This window comes from Streptomyces iakyrus, from assembly GCF_000717055.1.
Classification (GTDB): Bacteria; Actinomycetota; Actinomycetes; order Streptomycetales; family Streptomycetaceae; genus Streptomyces; species Streptomyces iakyrus.
In genome coordinates this window covers 20,343-37,190 of the sequence record NZ_JNXI01000005.1, presented here as the reverse complement: position 1 = coordinate 37,190, position 16,848 = coordinate 20,343, and the positions used below count along the sequence as shown (strand labels likewise).

Annotated in this window: 17 protein-coding genes and 1 tRNA gene; 8 read left to right on the top strand and 10 right to left on the bottom strand. The window is 69.5% G+C overall.

Annotated features, from left to right (window positions below; translation table 11 throughout):
• The first annotated feature begins 100 nt into the window (after window positions 1–100).
• The 5 genes from OO68_RS10880 (at window position 101) to OO68_RS10860 (ending at window position 4,018) form a co-directional block, all read left to right on the top strand.
• A complete protein-coding gene (locus tag OO68_RS10880) occupies window positions 101–1,414 on the top strand; it encodes an ABC transporter substrate-binding protein (RefSeq protein WP_033308071.1) in 1,314 nt (437 codons plus the stop codon).
• A gap of 32 nt (window positions 1,415–1,446) precedes the next feature.
• Entirely contained in the window at window positions 1,447–2,430 is a 984-nt protein-coding gene (locus tag OO68_RS10875) for a carbohydrate ABC transporter permease (RefSeq protein WP_033308070.1), read from the top strand.
• Window positions 2,427–3,314 (top strand): carbohydrate ABC transporter permease, encoded by an 888-nt coding sequence (locus OO68_RS10870; RefSeq protein ID WP_033308069.1) that lies wholly within the window; start codon window positions 2,427–2,429, stop codon window positions 3,312–3,314. Before OO68_RS10875 ends, OO68_RS10870 begins: the two co-directional genes overlap by 4 nt.
• A 78-nt stretch (window positions 3,315–3,392) precedes the next feature.
• Window positions 3,393–3,602: a type II toxin-antitoxin system VapB family antitoxin gene (locus tag OO68_RS10865; RefSeq protein WP_033308068.1), complete on the top strand. Its 210-nt coding sequence runs from the start codon at window positions 3,393–3,395 to the stop codon at window positions 3,600–3,602.
• Window positions 3,599–4,018 carry a PIN domain nuclease gene (locus OO68_RS10860; protein ID WP_033308067.1) on the top strand — a complete coding sequence of 140 codons (420 nt, stop codon included), beginning with the start codon at window positions 3,599–3,601 and terminating at the stop codon, window positions 4,016–4,018. Before OO68_RS10865 ends, OO68_RS10860 begins: the two co-directional genes overlap by 4 nt.
• Before the next feature lie 70 nt (window positions 4,019–4,088).
• Here OO68_RS10860 and OO68_RS10855 read toward each other — a convergent pair whose 3' ends face one another.
• The 4 genes from OO68_RS10855 to OO68_RS10840 form a co-directional block, all read right to left on the bottom strand.
• Complete coding sequence (locus OO68_RS10855) at window positions 4,089–5,525, bottom strand: GH1 family beta-glucosidase (RefSeq protein WP_033308066.1); 1,437 nt, start codon at window positions 5,523–5,525, stop codon at window positions 4,089–4,091.
• A gap of 101 nt (window positions 5,526–5,626) precedes the next feature.
• Window positions 5,627–6,532: a carbohydrate ABC transporter permease gene (locus tag OO68_RS10850; protein WP_033308065.1), complete on the bottom strand. Its 906-nt coding sequence runs from the start codon at window positions 6,530–6,532 to the stop codon at window positions 5,627–5,629.
• A gap of 10 nt (window positions 6,533–6,542) precedes the next feature.
• The gene (locus OO68_RS10845; protein ID WP_033308064.1) at window positions 6,543–7,553 is read right to left on the bottom strand and encodes a carbohydrate ABC transporter permease; all 1,011 of its coding nucleotides are present in this window, start codon (window positions 7,551–7,553) and stop codon (window positions 6,543–6,545) included.
• Window positions 7,554–7,558: 5 nt separating this feature from the next.
• Window positions 7,559–8,884: an ABC transporter substrate-binding protein gene (locus tag OO68_RS10840; protein WP_033308063.1), complete on the bottom strand. Its 1,326-nt coding sequence runs from the start codon at window positions 8,882–8,884 to the stop codon at window positions 7,559–7,561.
• Between the two features lie 410 nt (window positions 8,885–9,294).
• Here OO68_RS10840 and OO68_RS10835 point away from each other — a divergent pair, with 410 nt between their 5' ends.
• Window positions 9,295–10,350 (top strand): LacI family DNA-binding transcriptional regulator, encoded by a 1,056-nt coding sequence (locus tag OO68_RS10835; protein ID WP_033308062.1) that lies wholly within the window; start codon window positions 9,295–9,297, stop codon window positions 10,348–10,350.
• A 171-nt stretch (window positions 10,351–10,521) separates the two neighbouring features.
• Here the strand turns inward: OO68_RS10835 and OO68_RS10830 are convergent, their stop codons facing one another.
• From OO68_RS10830 to OO68_RS10805, 6 genes are all read right to left on the bottom strand, one after another.
• The gene (locus OO68_RS10830) at window positions 10,522–11,034 is read right to left on the bottom strand and encodes an NUDIX hydrolase (protein WP_033308061.1); all 513 of its coding nucleotides are present in this window, start codon (window positions 11,032–11,034) and stop codon (window positions 10,522–10,524) included.
• 20 nt (window positions 11,035–11,054) lie between these two features.
• Window positions 11,055–12,245, bottom strand: coding sequence for an MFS transporter (locus OO68_RS10825; RefSeq protein ID WP_033308060.1), 1,191 nt, complete (start codon window positions 12,243–12,245; stop codon window positions 11,055–11,057).
• Window positions 12,246–12,341: 96 nt separating this feature from the next.
• Window positions 12,342–12,414 (bottom strand) — tRNA-His (locus tag OO68_RS10820).
• A 116-nt stretch (window positions 12,415–12,530) separates the two neighbouring features.
• On the bottom strand, window positions 12,531–13,133 hold the full coding sequence (gene orn / locus OO68_RS10815) for an oligoribonuclease (protein ID WP_033308059.1): 603 nt from the start codon (window positions 13,131–13,133) through the stop codon (window positions 12,531–12,533).
• Between the two features lie 102 nt (window positions 13,134–13,235).
• Window positions 13,236–14,477 carry a helix-turn-helix domain-containing protein gene (locus OO68_RS10810; protein WP_033308058.1) on the bottom strand — a complete coding sequence of 414 codons (1,242 nt, stop codon included), beginning with the start codon at window positions 14,475–14,477 and terminating at the stop codon, window positions 13,236–13,238.
• A 377-nt stretch (window positions 14,478–14,854) separates the two neighbouring features.
• Complete coding sequence (locus OO68_RS10805) at window positions 14,855–15,187, bottom strand: hypothetical protein (RefSeq protein WP_033308057.1); 333 nt, start codon at window positions 15,185–15,187, stop codon at window positions 14,855–14,857.
• A 305-nt stretch (window positions 15,188–15,492) separates the two neighbouring features.
• Between OO68_RS10805 and OO68_RS10800 the strand changes: the two genes are divergently transcribed.
• Together OO68_RS10800 and OO68_RS10795 are read left to right on the top strand one after the other, a co-directional pair.
• Window positions 15,493–16,020 carry a universal stress protein gene (locus tag OO68_RS10800; RefSeq protein ID WP_010047889.1) on the top strand — a complete coding sequence of 176 codons (528 nt, stop codon included), beginning with the start codon at window positions 15,493–15,495 and terminating at the stop codon, window positions 16,018–16,020.
• Window positions 16,021–16,145: 125 nt separating this feature from the next.
• Window positions 16,146–16,706 (top strand): GPR1/FUN34/YaaH family transporter, encoded by a 561-nt coding sequence (locus OO68_RS10795; RefSeq protein ID WP_033308056.1) that lies wholly within the window; start codon window positions 16,146–16,148, stop codon window positions 16,704–16,706.
• Window positions 16,707–16,848: the final 142 nt, after the last annotated feature.

The window sequence follows — 16,848 nt, the reverse complement described above, 5'->3', positions numbered from 1 at the left end:
GTCATTGCGCCACCGTGTTCGGTCAAGTTGATTTCTGGTCGATTACGACTGGATTTCACGCCACACCCTCGTGGCCGAACCCTGCCCTCAGGAGCCGTCCATGCACGACCTCTCTCCCATCGGATCCTCCCTCCCCGCTCCCAGCCGCCGCACCCTCCTGCGCGGCGTGGGCGGCGCGGCCCTGCTCGGCGCCGGCATACCCCTGCTGAGCGCCTGCGGCGGCAGCGGCTCGGCCGCCGACCCGAAGACGGTCAGTCTCGGCTCGAACTCGTCCGACGCCGTGCCGAAGAAGGCGTTCGCGGAGATCTACGCCGCCTTCACCAAGAAGTCCGGCATCAAGGTCGACGTGAACACCAAGGACCACAACACGTTCCAGGAGCAGATCAACTCCTACCTGCAGGGCACGCCGGACGACGTGTTCACCTGGTTCGCCGGTTACCGCATGCAGTTCTTCGCCTCGAAGAAGCTGGCCACGCCGATCGACGACGTGTGGCAGAAGATCGGCGGCAACTTCCCCGAGGCGATGCAGAAGCTCAGCAAGGGCGAGGACGGCAAGTACTACTTCGTGCCGCTGTACACGTACCCGTGGGCGGTGTTCTACCGCAAGAGCGTTTTCGCGCAGCGCGGCTACGAGGTCCCCACCACCTGGGACGACTTCGTCGCCCTGTGCAAGCGGATGCAGAAGGACGGGCTGGTCCCGATCGCCTTCGGTGACAAGGACGCCTGGCCCGCGATGGGCACCTTCGACCAGATCAACTTCCGCACCAACGGCTACGACTTCCACGTCGAGCTGATGGCGGGCAAGGCCTCCTGGACCGACCCCAAGGTGCGCAAGGTCTTCGACCACTGGACGGAGCTCCTGCCCTACCACCAGGAGGGCGCGGTGGGCCGCACCTGGCAGGACGCGGCGCAGACCCTGGTGGCCAAGAAGGCCGGCATGTACCTCCTGGGCACCTTCGTCGGGCAGCAGTTCACGAACAAGGCCGACCTGGACGACCTCGACTTCTTCGCCTTCCCGGAGATCGACCCGCAGTTCGGGCAGGACACCGTCGAGGCGCCGACCGACGGCTTCATGCTCTCCAAGGCCCCGAAGAACCGCGACGGCGCCGTCAAGCTCCTGGAGTACCTCGGCACCCCCGAGGCCGAGCAGATCTACCTCAAGGCCGACTCCAGCGTGGTGGCCGCCTCCACCAAGGCCGACACCTCCTCCTACACCGCGCTGCAGAAGAAGTCCTACGAGATGATCTCCGGCGCGAAGAGCCTCACCCAGTTCATGGACCGCGACTCCCGCCCGGACTTCACGTCCACGGTGATGCAGCCCGCGCTGCAGAACTTCATCCGCAACCCGAAGAACGTCGACAGCATCCTCTCGTCGATCGAACGCCAGAAGAAGACGATCTTCGCCTCCTCCTGACCGAACGGAGACCCGACGACTCGGACCAAGACATGACTGCCACCCCCGCGAAGGCTCCGGAGCCGGCCGCCCCGCCGGCTCCGGGGCCCGCCCCCACGTCCCCGCCCGCCAAGACGCCCCACGGCCACCGGCGTCTGCTCACCCGCCGCGACCGCCTCACGCTCGGCCTGATGGCCGGGGTGCCGACGATCCTGCACGTTCTGCTCGTCTGGCTCACCGCTCTCGCCTCGATCGCGTTGGCCTTCACCACCTGGGACGGCATCGGCTTCGACTCCATCACATGGGTCGGTCTGGACAACTTCAGGGAGCTGTTCACCAGCAACCCGCAGTTCTGGCCGGCCGTCGAGCACAACGTGATCTGGTTCGTGGTGCTCATCGTGCTGCCCACGCCCTTCGGCCTGTTCCTGGCCGTGCAGCTGGACAAGAAGATCCGCTTCAGCCGCGTCTACCAGACCGCGTTCTTCCTGCCGGTCGTGATGTCGCTGGCGGTCATCGGGTTCGTCTGGCAGCTGATCTACAACCCCGACACCGGCCTGATCAACAGCATCATCGGAGCCAACAAGCCCGGCCACTACATCGACTGGATCGGCGACCCGGACCTCAACCTGTGGGCGATCCTCATCGCCGCGTCCTGGCGGCACGCCGGCTACATGATGATCCTCTACCTGGCCGGCCTGAAGAGCGTCGACCCGGCCCTGCGCGAGGCCTCCGCCCTGGACGGGGCGAACGAGTGGCAGACGTTCAAGAACGTCGTCTTCCCGACCCTGCGCCCGACCAACACCGTCGTGCTGGTCGTCACGATCATCGAGGCGCTGCGCGCCTTCGACCTGGTCTTCGTCTTCAACAAGGGCGCCCAGGGCACCGAACTGCTGTCGATCCTGGTGACCAACAACATCATCGGCGAGTCCAGCCGGATCGGATACGGCTCCGCGATCGCCGTCGTCCTGCTGGTGATCTCGCTCGCGGTGATCATCCCCTACCTGATCGCCACCTTCCGGAAGGAGCGGCGCGCATGAGCACCGCGAGCGCGCTCGGAAAGCAGCGCACCCCGATCCGCCCCGCCCGGATCCTGCTGCACACCTTCCTCGTCGTCACGGCACTGGCCTGGCTGGCGCCCCTGCTGTGGGCGATGTACGCGGCGATGCGCCCGTACGCGGAGACCAGCACCAAGGGCTATGTCTCCTGGCCCGACAAGCTCACCTTCGACAACTTCACGAACGCTTTCCAGCAGTCGGACATGCTGCACTACTTCGGGAACACGCTGCTGATCGCGGTCCCGGCGGTGCTGCTGACGCTGCTGCTGTCGTCGATGGTCGCCTTCTACGTCAGCCGCTTCGACTTCCGGCTCAACCTGTTCCTGCTGCTGGTGTTCACCGCCGGCAACCTGCTGCCCCAGCAGGTCATCATCACCCCGCTGTACCGGCTGTACCTGCTGATCGACCTGCCCGGCATCACCATGAGCGGCAAGCTCTACGACTCCGCGCTCGGTCTGGTGCTGATCCACGTGGCGTTCCAGTCCGGGTTCTGCGCGTTCGTGCTGAGCAACTACATGCGCTCCCTGCCGCACGAGCTGACCGAGGCCGCGCTGGTCGACGGGGCCTCGGTGTGGCGGCTGTACTGGCAGATCGTGCTGCCGCTGTGCAAGCCGGCGATGGCCGCCCTGGCCACCCTGCTGTCGATCTGGATCTACAACGACTTCTTCTGGGCCATCGTCCTGATCTCCACCGGCGAGAACATGCCGATCACCTCGGCGCTGAGCAACCTCTCCGGCCAGTACTTCACCGACCCCAACCTGGTCGCCGCCGGCGCCCTGCTCACCGCGATCCCCACCCTGATCGTCTACTTCGCGCTCCAGCGCCAGTTCGTCAGCGGCCTCACCCTCGGCGCCAACAAGGGCTGAACCCGGCCCCGGCATCCCGCGCGTACTGACCCGCTACGGATATACTGTGATCCCGATTGGATATCCCGGAGGTCCGTCATGACCAAGACGCTGATCGACATCGACGAGGAGTTGCTGGCCGAGGCGGCCATAGTCTTCGGGACCAAGACCAAGAAGGACACGGTCAACGCCGCTCTCAGAGAAGGTGTCGAGCGCAAGAAGCGGGCCCTCGCGCTGGCCAGACTCGCGGCACGGGCGGACGCCGGTGACTTTGACGAGTTGCTGGAGAAAGAGACCTATCGTCGATGAGCGCGGCGACCTACCTCATTGACACCAGCGCCCTGGTCCGCATCCTGAAGCAGCCCGCCCGGGGGCTCTGGGAGAAGCCCCTGAAGGAAGGGGTGATCGCACGGTGTCCGCTGACCGAGGTCGAGTTTCTGTACAGCGCCAGGAACGCCGAGGACCGGGCCGAGCTCGTCGAGGACCTGGACGCGCTGTTCGGCTGGGCTCCCCTCGATGATCGAGCGATGACACGCGGGTGGGATGTGCAGCGAGAACTCACCGAGAAGGGAAAGCATCGTTCCGCCGGAGCCGTGGACCTGCTCGTCGCTGCGACCGCCGAGCTTCAGGGACTCACCCTCCTGCACTACGACAACGACTTCGAGACCATCGCCTCGGTCACCGGGCAGCCGACCCAGTGGCTCGCCGCTCCTGGCACCCTCTGACCACCCGGCAGGCCCGAGGGGCGCGGCACTCCCCTAATCGTGCCGCGCCCCGCCGCCCGTCCCCCGTCGGTCAGACCGCCTCGGCCTCCGGCAGCGCCCCGGTCCGTGCCGCCCGGCCGTACCACCGGGCGCTCGTCTTCGGCGTGCGCTCCAGCGTCGCGTAGTCCACGTACACCGCGCCGAAGCGCTTGCCGTAGCCGTAGGACCACTCGAAGTTGTCCAGCAGGGACCACAGGTAGTAGCCGCGGACGTCCGCGCCGTCGGCGATCGCCCGGCGGACCGCCGAGAGGTGGCCGTGGAGATAGGCCACCCGCTCCGGGTCGTGCACCCGGCCGTCGGAGTCGATCTTGTCGTCGTAGGCCGCGCCGTTCTCCGTGATGTACAGCGGCAGGCCCGGTGCCTCCCTGGTATAGCGCATGATCAGCTCGTGCAGGCCGGTCGGGTCGATCGTCCAGCCCATCTCGGTGCGGTCGCCGGGCGTCTGATGGAAGGCGACGTCGTCCGCGGCCGGCCACGGCGAGTGGTCGCTCGCCCCGTGGCCGTCGGCGCGCGGCGCCTTCGCCGACGCGTCCGCCGCCGAGACCAGCGCGGGCGTGTAGTAGTTGAGGCCCAGCGCGTCCAGCGGCTGGTTGATCAGCTCCAGGTCGCCGTCGAGGACGTAGTCCCAGTCCGTGAGGGACGCCGTCGCCACATACAGCGACTCCGGGTAGGCGCCGTGCAGCATCGGCCCGTGGAACACGCCGTTGGCCAGGTCGTCGATCCTCCGGGCCGCCGCCAGATCCGCCGGATCCTGCGAAAGCGGCCGCACCACCGAGGAGTTGAGGCTGACCGCGACCGTGTTGCGGGCCGGCATCACCGACCGCAGCGCGGACGCCCCCAGCCCGTGCGCCAGGTTCAGGTGGTGCGCGGCGCGCAGCGAGGCCACCGGGTCCGTACGGCCCGGGGCGTGCACCCCGGAGGCATAACCCAGGAACGCGCTGCACCACGGCTCGTTGAGCGTGATCCACTGCTCCACCCGGTCGCCCAGCGCCTCGCCGACGATCTGCGCGTACTCCGCGAACCGGTACGCCGTGTCACGCTCGGGCCACCCGCCCGCGTCCTCCAGCTCCTGCGGCAGGTCCCAGTGGTAGAGGGTGACGGCCGGCTTGATGCCCTTGGACAGCAGCTCGTCCACCAGCCGCCGGTAGAAGTCCAGGCCCTTCTGCACGGCCGGGCCCCGGCCGGTCGGCTGTACCCGCGACCACGAGATGGAGAAGCGGTAGGCGCCCAGGCCCAGCTCCGCCATCAGCGCCACGTCCTCGCGGTAGCGGTGGTAGTGGTCGACAGCGATGTCACCGGTCTCACCACCGGCCGTCTTGCCCGGTGTATGGCTGAAGGTGTCCCAGATCGACGGCGTACGGCCGTCCTCCCGCACCGCGCCCTCGATCTGGTACGCGGACGTCGCCGCGCCCCACAGGAAGGCGGGCGGGAAGGTCACCGCGGTGGCCGGGTTCTCGGAGTCAGGCATGGAAGCGCTCCCAAAGGGGGTCGAGGAGACCGATGTCGGAGGGGGAGGGGAGGAGAGAAGAGGGGCCGGAGCGGCGCTGGCCCGGCCCCCGGGCGGAAGGATCAGCCCTTGACGGCGCCCTGCATGATGCCGCCCACGATCTGCTTGCCGAAGATCGCGAAGACCAGCAGCAGCGGCAGCGTGCCCAGCAGCGCGCCGGCCATGATCAGGGACTGGTCGGGGGTGTAGCCGCGGCCCAGGCCCGCGACCGCTACCTGCACGGTCGGGTTGCCCATCTGGGTCAGCACCAGGAAGGGCCACATGAAGTCGTTCCAGGTCTGCACGAACGTCAGCATCCCGAGCACGGCCATCGCGGGCCGGGCCGCCGGGAACACCACGTGCCACACCACCCGCCAGCTGCTCGCACCGTCCACCCGGGCCGCCTCGATGATCTCGTCCGGCAGCGCCTGGATCAGGTACTGGCGCATGAAGAACACACCGAACGCGCTCACCAGCGACGGCAGGATCACCGCCTGCAACTGGTCGGTCCAGTCGAGCTTGGCGACCATCATGTACAGCGGGATCACACTCAGCTGCGGCGGCACCATCATCGTGCCGATCACGATCAGCATCAGGGCGCCGCGGCCCCTGAACCGCAGCTTGGCGAAGGCGAAACCGGCGATCGTCGACATGAAGACGATGGTCAGAGCCGAAGTGCCCGCCACGATCGTGGTGTTGAAGAACGCCTCACCCAGGTTGGCGTCCTTCCAGGCGATCTCCAGCTTGTCGAACAGACCCGAGCCGAACCAGAACGGCGGCGGCGTCTGCGCGAGCCGCTGGTTGTCACGCGAGGCGGCGATCGCCGTCCACACCAGCGGGAACAGCGACACGAGCGTGAACACGATGAGGATCGCGTACGCGATCGGTCCACCGTGCAGCTGCCCGCCCGCCCGCGCGGACTTCGGCAGCCGGGGACGCTTGGTCTTCTCGACGGGCTTGGTCTCCGGGGGCGTCACAGTCGTCGTCACGGCCACACTCCTAACTACTGGCGCGCAGCCGGCGCGAGATGACGTAGTTGACGATGCCGATGACGATCAGGATCAGGAACATCGTCCACGCGATCGCCGAGGCCCGGCCCAGGTGCTGGGCGACCCAGCCCTGCTCGTACAGATACAGGCCCAGCGTCTGGAACTGGTGCTCCGCGCCGCCGGAGGTGCCCTTGTTGGCGTCGAACAGCAGCGGCTCGCCGAAGACCTGGCTCGCCCCGATCGTCGAGACGACACAGGTGAACAGGATCGTCGGACGCAGCGCCGGCAGCGTCACATGGATGAACTGCTGCCAGCGGTTGGCCCCGTCCAGGGCGGCCGACTCGTAGAGGTCGTGCGGGATCGCCTGCATCGCGGCGAGGTAGATCAGCGCGTTGTAGCCGGTCCAGCGCCAGATGATGATCGACGAGACGGCGATCTGCGAGGGCCACTTGTCGTTCTGCCAGTCGACCGGGTTGATGCCGACCGCGTCGAGCGCCCAGTTGATCATGCCGTAGTCACGGCCGAAGAGCAGCACGAACACCAGCGAGGCGGCGGCGATCGACGTCGCGTACGGCGCCAGCATCGCGACCCGGAAGAACGTCGACGCCCGCAGCTTGTAGTTGAGGATGTGGGCGATGCCCATCGCCATCAGCAGCTGCGGAACGGTGGAGATGATGCCGATGGTCAGGGTGTTCTTCGCCGCGTTCCAGAAGAAGTCGTCGTCGAAGATCCGGGTGTAGTTGCGCAGCCCGACCCAGTTCATGTCGGTCGGCGCCGTCAGCTCCACCTGGTGCAGCGAGGCCCAGCCCGTGTAGATCAGCGGGAACAGGCCGAACGCGATGAACAGCAGGAAGAACGGGGACACGAATGCGTACGGGCTCCAGCGGATGTCCCGCTGCCAGCGCCGGGACAGCCGGTCCCGGCGACGCCGCTCCTTCTCCGCGGCGGCGTCCTCGGGCGGGCGGCCCGGGGCCGCGCCCCCCTTCACGGGGAGCGCGGCGGTGTCGTTGCGGGTGGCCATTCGGGTCACTGGTCCAGCTTGTTGTCGATGGTCTTGATCGCGGACTCCCAGGCGTCCTTGGCGGACTTGCCCTTCGTGGCGAGGATGACGCCGTTGTCCGTCAGGCCCTGCATGATGATCTGGTCCTTCGGGCCGATCACCTGGACCGGGGCGGCCTTGGCGGCCTCGGCGAAGATCGGGCCGATCTTCTGGTCACCGGTCATCTCGTTCGTCGCGCCGGTCACTTCGGGCATGGTGTACGTGGACGGGGCGCTCGGGAAGCTGGCCTGCACCTTGAACAGCTTCGCCTGCTGCTCCGGCGCCGTCAGCCAGGTCACGAACTTCTGGGCTTCCTTCACGTTCTTGCCGCTCTTCGGCACGGTGAGGAAGGTGCCACCCCAGTTGCCGCCCTTGGGCGCGACGGCCACGGCCCACTTGCCGGCGGCGTCGGGCTTGGAGTTGCCCTTGATCGTGCCCAGCATCCACGGCGGGCAGGCGATCGCGGCGAACTTGTTGTTGGCGATCGTGGAGTTCCAGGACGGCTGGAACTGGGTCTGCGACTGGACGAGGCCCTTCTTGGCCGCATCCGCGGTCAGGTTGAAGGCGGCCTTCACGGCTGGGTTCGTCTTGTAGATGACCTCGCCGGAGGAGTCGTAGAACTTCTCCTTCTCGCTGCCGAGGATCGCCTGGATCAGGCCGCCGGGGGAATCCATGAAGAAGGTGCCCTTGGGGGCCTTCGCCTTGTACTGCTCGCCGACCTCGACGAGCTTGGCCCAGTCACCGGCCCACAGCTTGCCGACCTCGGCCGGGTCGGAGGGCAGACCGGCCTGCTTGAAGAGGTCCGTGCGGTAGCAGATCGCCATCGGGCCGACGTCGGTGCCGAGGCCGATCGTCTTGCCGTCCTTGGTGGTGGCCTGCTGCCACTTCCAGGGCAGCCACTTGCTCTTGTCCACGCCCGGAGCCTTGGACATGTCCTCGAGCTTGTCCGCCTGGGTGGCCGTCACCTCGGCGATGTTGGCGACTTCGACGGCCTGGACGTCCAGCAGGCCGCTGTTGGTGGTCAGGTGGTTCAGCAGCGCGGGGTAGTAGTTCTCGTTGCGCTCGACGACGTTCTGCTCGATTTTGATCTTCGGGTTGAGCTTCTCGTACTCGGCGTAGAGACCGGCTTCCTTGAAGCCCATGGTGCCGAAGAGGCCCACCGAGATCGTGGTCTTGCCACCGCTGTCGCCGTCCGACGAGTCGGAGCCGCCGTTTCCGCCGTCGTCCGCACAGCCGGCCAGCAGCCCGGCGCCCAGCGACGCGACGGCCGCGACGACCATCGCCTTGCGGGCGGTTCGGATGCGTGCTCGCATGTCGTCCTCCTGTTGCCCTGACGTGCCGACCCCCCGGCCAACTGCATCGTCGGACCGTTTTACGCGCTAAAAGGCTCGGGCGGGGAACGTGCGGGTTGTGTATGTGTCAGGTAGTGTGGGAGCGCTCCCACCGGTGATGTGTTGAAGAGTCCCCGGTCGCGGCGGGGGTGTCAAGGGACCGGACACAGAGAGATGCGTTCAGTTATAGGGCTGTTAACTGGACCCGGAACGGGCCCGATTGAGGCCCGGGACAGCGATATCAAGCCGGTCCGGGCGCCGCTCGTACCGGCTCCCCGGGCCGAAGCGGAAGGCCGGGGGCGGTGAGCCCTCGGCGGCAATCACAGGGCTGACGAGCCTGTTAAATTCCAGGCCAGTCGCAGAGTGCGGGCGTGGACGGGAAGGCGGAGCCCATGGCAACCCACGGAGCGCGGGGCCGAAGCGGTGGCCGGCCCACCCTCGAAGAGGTGGCGGCCCGCGCCGGTGTCGGCCGCGGCACCGTCTCGCGCGTGATCAACGGCTCGCCCCGGGTCAGCGACGCGACCCGCGCGGCCGTCGAGGCTGCGGTCGCGGAGCTCGGTTACGTCCCCAACACCGCGGCCCGCGCGCTGGCCGCCAATCGTACGGACGCGATCGCGCTGGTCGTGCCCGAGCCGGAGACCCGGTTCTTCGCGGAGCCGTACTTCTCGGACATGCTGAAGGGCGTCGGTGCCGCGCTGGCCGACACGGAGATGCAGCTGCTGCTGATCTTCGCGGGCAACGAGCGCGAACGCGCCCGCCTCGCCCAGTACCTGGCGGCCCACCGTGTGGACGGCGTCCTGCTGGTCTCGGTGCACGCGGACGACCCGCTGCCCGACCTGCTGGCCCAGCTGGAGATCCCGGCGGTGATCAGCGGCCCGCGCTCGTCGGCGGAGACCCTGCCGTCGGTGGACTCGGACAACTACGGCGGAGCCCGCCAGGCCGTCGAGCACCTGCTGTCCCGGGGCCGGACCCGGGTGGCCCACATCACCGGCCGCCTCGACGTCTACGGCGCCCAGCGCCGCGTCGACGGCTACCGCGAGGCCATGAGCGACGCCGGCCACGGGGTGGACGAGGGGCTGATCGAGGCGGGGGACTTCACCGAGGAGGGCGGGTACCGGGCGATGGTGGCCCTGCTGGAGCGTCACTCCGACATCGACGCGGTGTTCGCCGCCTCCGACGTCACGGCGGCCGGCGCCCGCCGGGCGCTGCTCGACGCGGGCCGCCGCATCCCCCAGGACGTGGCGCTCGTCGGCTACGACGACTCCGCCATCGCCCGCCACATGGAGCCGCCGCTGACCAGCGTCCGCCAGCCGATCGAGGAGATGGGCCGCCGGATGATAGACCTCCTCCTCACCGAGGTCGCCGACCGCCGCCCGCTCGCATCCCGGGGCCTGGAGCGCCGGCAGATGGTCCTGGCCACGGAGCTGGTGTCCCGGTCGTCGTCGTGACACCCCACCCGCTCCTGGACGCCACCGAGATGCCCTGGGCCGCGCCATCCGCCAGCTCGTGGACGCGGGCGACGAGGAACGCGTCTGGCCGGGCACGGCGGAGCAACTGGCTGCGGTGGACCGGGCCGTACGGCCCGGTCCCGGCCGAACGATTCAGGGGGGTGGGGGAGTTTACTGCCGCGTGGCGGCGCTCGCTGAGCTGAGGCCGGGGTGGCGCCGCAGGGCCTCCACTCCGTCGGGCACGAACAGCCGCGTCCGGAGCGCCTCTCCGAGCTCCGCCTCGCCCACCCAGCCGTGCCAAGCGATCGCGGACGGGTCGGGGGAGAGGGGCTCGGCGACGACGGCCTCGTGCACCCCGAGCCAGTAGGGGCTGATCGCCCCTCGGCAGAGGAACTTGAAGACGAACCGCACCCGCGCCTCGACGCCCAGTTCCTCGGCCAGCTCCCGGGCAGCCGCCTCCTCGTAGGACTCGCCGACCTCGACGGCCCCGCCGATCAGCCAGTCGTAGTGCCCCGGGAACCGCGACACGTGCTCCGGCCTGCGGTGCACCAGCACCCGCCCCAGCGGATCACGGCACACCGTGGTCGCGATCCGGTGCGGCCAGCCGTTACGGATCGCCTCGCCCCGGTCGACCACCCCGAACACCCGGTCCTGCTCGTCTACCCGTTCCACCGGCTCACGCATGGGCCCACGATCGCACGCGCTCAGACCCGGGCCGGTTCCGGGCGCCGCAGCAGGTACACCGCCGCCGTCACGACCAGGACGGCCATGCAGGCGATGAACACCAGCCCAGCCCCCTCCAGGCCGATCGGACCGGTCAGCAGACCGACGCCGATCACCGGCAGGGAGATGCCCGCGTAGGCCACCACGAACAGGGTCGAGATCACCGCCGCGCGCTGGTGCGCGGGCGAGGCCTCGGCCACGTCGGACAACGCACCCCGGAACGCCAGCCCCTGGCCGACCCCGCCGACGAGCGCGCTGGCGACCAGCAGCGACATCTGGTCCCACCGCAGCGCGCCGGCGAGCAGCGCGAGACCGGCGAGGAGCCCGGCGCAGCCCAGCGGCAGGGAGCGCCGTACGCCGACTTTGCCGACCGCCAGTTGCCCGGCCGTCGAGGAGAAGAAGGCCAGTGCGACGATCAGCCCGCTCACGGCGTGGTCGTTCACGTGCAGGGACTCCGCGAGGAAGGCCGGGCTGACCGAGGTGAACACCCCGAACAGGGCGAACCCGACGAAGGAGGCGGTGGCGGCGGGGCCGAACACCGCGCGCACCTGCGGGGGCAGTGCGGGCCGCTGCGGGCGCACGGTGCGCAGCGGCTGCCGCTCCCTGACCGTCTCCGCGAGCCGCAGCAGCACCGCGGCCGAGGCGGCCACCAGGGCGAGATGGGTGACGAACGGCAGGTACAGCGGCCATGCGGCGTACTGCGCGAGCAGCCCGGAGAGCAGGGGACCGCAGCCCAGCCCGCCCATGTTGGCGGCCGTCGCCACGAACGTGGCCCGGGAGGCGCCGCCCTCGGGGGCCAGCTCCATCACGTACGCCGTGGCGGCGCCGGTGAACAGCCCGGCGGACAGTCCCGACAGCAGCCGCCCCGCGTAGAGCCAGCCGAGCCCGGTGGCGCACAGGAAGCAGACGGCGCTCAGCGCCGCGAAGCCCAGGCCGCACAGCAGCACCGGGCGCCTGCCCACGGCGTCCGAGGCGTCGCCGACCAGCAGCAGCACACCGATCACGGCGAAGGCGTAAAGGGCGTACACCACGGTGACCGTCAGCTCGGAGAAGCCGAACTCGTCCTGGTAGAGGGGGTAGAGGGGCGTCGGCAGTGTGGTGCCGGCCATGCAGACGGCGAACACCGCCCCGCTGAGCACACACGCGCGCCATCCCGGGCGTCGACCGTCCATGCCGCCGACGGTAGCCAGAGCGCCGCGCCGCCCCGGAGAGGCGCGCAAAAAGCTTCAGCCGGTGGCTTCTTCCGAAGCCACCGGCTGATTACTCAGGGTGAGTGACGGGACTTGAACCCGCGGCATCCTGGACCACAACCAGGTGCTCTACCAGCTGAGCTACACCCACCATGACCGGGTTGGAGGTCAGTGACTTCCCTGACCGGCCGAGAAAAAGTGTACAGGGTCCGAAGGGGTGCTCGCGCCCGGCTTTCGCGGCGCCCCCCGACGGGCCCCCGCGTGGCCTTACCGAGCAGGCAGAACGTGCTTCGCCGCGATCGTCTTCGCGGTGTCCGAGTCGGGCCCCGGCTGCGGGACGAACACGGCCTCGCGGTAGTACCGCAGCTCCGCGATCGATTCGCGGATGTCGGCGAGCGCACGGTGGTTGCCGCTCTTCTGCGGGCTGTTGAAGTACGCCCGCGGGTACCAGCGGCGGGCCAGCTCCTTGACCGACGACACGTCGACGATCCGGTAGTGGAGGTAGTTCTCCAGGGTCGGCATGTCGCGCAGCAGGAAGCCGCGGTCCGTGCCGACGGAGTTCCCGCACAGCGGCGCCTTGCCCGGCTCCTTGACGAACTCCCTCACATACGTCAGGACCTGGTCCTCGGCGTCCTTCAGGGTGGTTCCGGCGGCCAGCTCGTCGAGCAGCCCGGAGGCGGTGTGCATCTGACGCACCACGTCCGGCATCGTCTCCAGCGCCTGCTCCGGCGGCCGGATGACGATGTCCACACCCTCACCGAGCACGTTCAGCTCGGAGTCGGTCACGAGGGCGGCCACCTCGATGAGCGCGTCGTCCGACAGCGAGAGGCCGGTCATCTCGCAGTCGATCCACACCATGCGATCGTTCATGTGTCTAACCTTACGGCCCGCCGCCACCGGCCGGGCCGCCCGTGCCGGGAAAGCCGAGGGGCCCGCGAGGAGACGTGCTCCTCGCGGGCCCCGGCTACCGGATCAAGGCGCGCTGCGCTGCCCGGGCAGGCTGGCCGACAGCGCCGGGGACTGGCCCATCGCGCTCGCCGCCGTACGGCGGGACTGCAGCGGCACCGGGTGCTCCGGGTGGAGCGGGGTCGGTGCCTGGCCGGGCTGGCCCGGGTGCCCGGTGTGGCCCGGATGGCCCGGCATGCCGGACCCGGGGCCGCCCGGGGCGCTCTCGGTCTCCTGGGGCCGCTCGCCCTGCGGGCGCCGGGCGCGGTAGGCGGCCCGGTACGCGGCCGGGGACGAGCCCAGCTGGCGGCGGAAGTGCCCGCGCAGGGCGACCGGCGACCGGAAGCCGCAGCGCCCCGCCACCTCGTCCACCGAGTAGTCCGACGTCTCCAGCAGGCGCTGCGCCTGGAGGACCCGCTGCGTGATCAGCCACTGCAGCGGAGCACTCCCGGTCAGCGAGCGGAAGCGGCGGTCGAACGTACGGCGGCTCATGTACGCGCGTGCCGCCAGTGTCTCCACGTCGAACTGTTCGTGGAGGTGCTCCAGTGCCCAGGCGACGACCTCGGCGAGCGGGTCGGCGCCGATCTCCTCCGGTAAAGACCTGTCGAGGTAGCGCTCCTGCCCGCCGCTGCGGCGCGGCGGCACGACGAGCCGCCTGGCCAGGGCCCCGGCCGCCTCGTTGCCGTGGTCCGTGCGCACGATGTGCAGGCACAGGTCGATGCCCGCGGCCGTGCCCGCCGACGTCAGCACGTCGCCGTCGTCGACGAACAGCTCGCGCGGGTCCACGTGCACCGACGGGTAGCGCTTGGCCAGCGTCGGTGCGTACATCCAGTGTGTCGTCGCGGGGCGGCCGTCCAGCAGGCCCGCCGCCGCGAGGACGAAGGCGCCGGTGCACAGCCCGACGATGCGGGCGCCCTCCTCATGGGCGCGGCGCAGTGCGTCGAGCGCCTCCTCCGGTGGCGGAGAAGTGATCGAACGCCAGGCCGGTACGACGACCGTGCCCGCACGCGAGATCGCTTCCAGGCCATGTGGTGCGGTGAGTTCGAGTCCCCCGGTGGTCCGTAGCGGACCGTCCTCGCCCCCGCACACCAGCAGTCGGTAGCGCGGTACGCCGGCGTCCTGGCGGTCAACCCCGAACACCGACAGCGGTATGGAACTCTCGAAGATGGGGCCGCCGCTGAACAGCAGCACCGCGACGATCTCCTTGCGGCGTCGCCCGGAAAGTTTCCGGGCCGCGGCTTCCGGCGCGGCAGTGGAGTCGTGGCTCATACTGCTAAGCCCCCCTCGGTGGTCGCGGCTCCTCGGTTGTGTCGCTCCTGCACGTTTCCCCTTGGTCCTGCACGAGTCCCCCGCCGTAGACAGTCAAGATCGAATCTACTGTGTGCCGCCGTGCCGAAGTGGCCGGTTCACCACTCGGCACATTGTCGACTTGGCAACTTGGCGTGAAGCATTCGATCACGAAGCGTTGCACTCGTGGGGCGTGCAGGGAAGTGCGCCTTGTCGCAGTGGCCAATCCACGTAGGGTGCGCAGACCCCCTGAGGCCCTTTCCGTGCAGGTCGAACGGGGGTTGGGGGGTGGGGGGAGCGGAGGATGCACAGGGGCGTGAAGTTGGCTGAAAAGTGACGTGTGCGTGCGCGGAAACCGGTCAGCCGACCGGTGTATCCCCTCCGGTGTGCCGTCCGCCACGGTGGGACCCGGTTCCGGTGCGGTGGTGCCGCCCCCGGTGGGGTGCCCGGTCCTCGGCCGCGAGCCGGGCCGCGCCGCGCTCGGACTGGCGCAGCAGGACCCGGCAGGCGCCCGTGACGGCCGCCAGCCCGAGGGCCGTGCCGGCGGCACCGGCCAGAGAGGCGCCGTAGCCGAGGAGCACCACCGGGACGAGCAGGCAGCTGAAGGCGGCCCAGCGAACCACATCCGTAGCGGTGTCCCGCGGCGGCGGGGCCGCGCGGTCCGCCTCGGCGGCGGGGCGGGGTCCGGACATGCGTGCTCCCTGTGGCGTGACTCTCGGGGTTCAACGCGTGGCGGCGGCGTCGGTCACTGGCTGTCCCGATCACCTCCGCGGGTCATTGAATCCTGTGCAAACCGCCTGTACAGGGCAGCAACCATTGCGTTACGGGCGGTGCCTCGTGCATGCTCCCTGGAACCCGCACGCACGGTGAGCGGGATCTGGGCTAAGGAGGCGTGCCGCCGTACCCTTGAGGGTATGGGGGTGGGAAGACCATTCCCGGACACAGCTCCGCCGCACACTGTTGTCCCCCATATAAGGATCACAACGCCGAGACAGCCATGGCCGGTCACGAATTCTTCGAACCCGCGGACCGCAAGCGGCCCGTCGCCGATCCCACGGCGGCCGAGCCCCTGGCGGCGGAAGAGCCACGCCACTCCTGCGACCCCGCCTTCAAGCACGGGGTCGTCGTCGGCTTCGACGGCTCCACGTCCAGCGAGCGTGCCCTGGCGTACGCGATCGGCATGGCCCATCGCTCCGGATCGGGCCTGATCATCGTGCACGTCGCCAACCGGCTGCCGACCACCGTGTGGGCCGGCTGCGAGCCGCCTGTGTTCGTGGACGTGCCGGACCACCGCACCGAGGTGCTCGGTCTGGAACTGGCCTGCGCGGACTACCTCGCCGAGGTGCCCTGGATCCTGGTCGAGCGCGGCGGTGACATCTGCCACGAGCTCGAAGAGGTCGGCCGGGAGTACGAGGCCGACGCGATCGTCGTCGGCTCCACCCACGGCATCGTGGGGCGCATCTTCGGCTCGGTCGCGGGGCGGCTCGCCAAGCGGGCGCAGCGGCCCGTCATCGTCATCCCCTGACGTTCCCCGAGCAGTAACTCCCCTGGTGCGGTGCGTAAATCTACTCACGCGTAGAGGTGTTTGTGCCCTTGTGAAGGGCATATACGGGACACCGCACAACTGCACATGCACGAAGGGAGCCCGCCGTGGACAAAGACGTCTCCGCGGGAAGCGGAATCACGACCGTGGCCGGTCGACTCGCCCTCGGAATCACCCTGTTGGCCTTCGGGCTGGGGCACACCGCCGTGATCGACGGTGTGTCAGCCGCTGACGCCGGGTCAATCGCCCAGTACGTGGGCGGAGTAGCGCTCTTCGTCGCCGGGCTGGTGGCCCTGCGCGAGGGTGACTCCGCCGGGGGTACGGCGTTCTCGGTGCTCGGGGCGCTGTGGTTCACCTGGGCGGTGTCCGACAGTGCCTCCGGCAACGAGGCGGGGCTGTTCCTGCTGTTGTTCGCCCTCGTCGCGCTGTCCTTGACGCTCGGGGGCGGGGACCAGCTCGGTCAGGGCATGTACGGGCTGTTCTTCGTCGCCCTGTTGCTCATGGCGATCGCGAGTTTCGCCGGCAACGAGGGGCTCGTGAAGGCGGGCGGCTGGTTCGCCGTCGCCGCGGGGGCGGTGGCCTGGTACGCGGCCACCGCGGCGCTGGCGCACTGGCCCACGGCGATTCCGCGACGCGCTGCGGGCCGGGGCGTGACGGCCACCGGTTAGCTGCGCCGGCTGGGGAGTTGGGCGGCTTCCCGGCGATGAAGACGGACCCCCCCGTGCATGGTGGCAGCACGTGGGGGGTCCGTCCCGTTTGAGTGGCCTGTGCGGGTGCGTGGGGGCTGTTCGCGCAGTTCCCCGCGCCCCT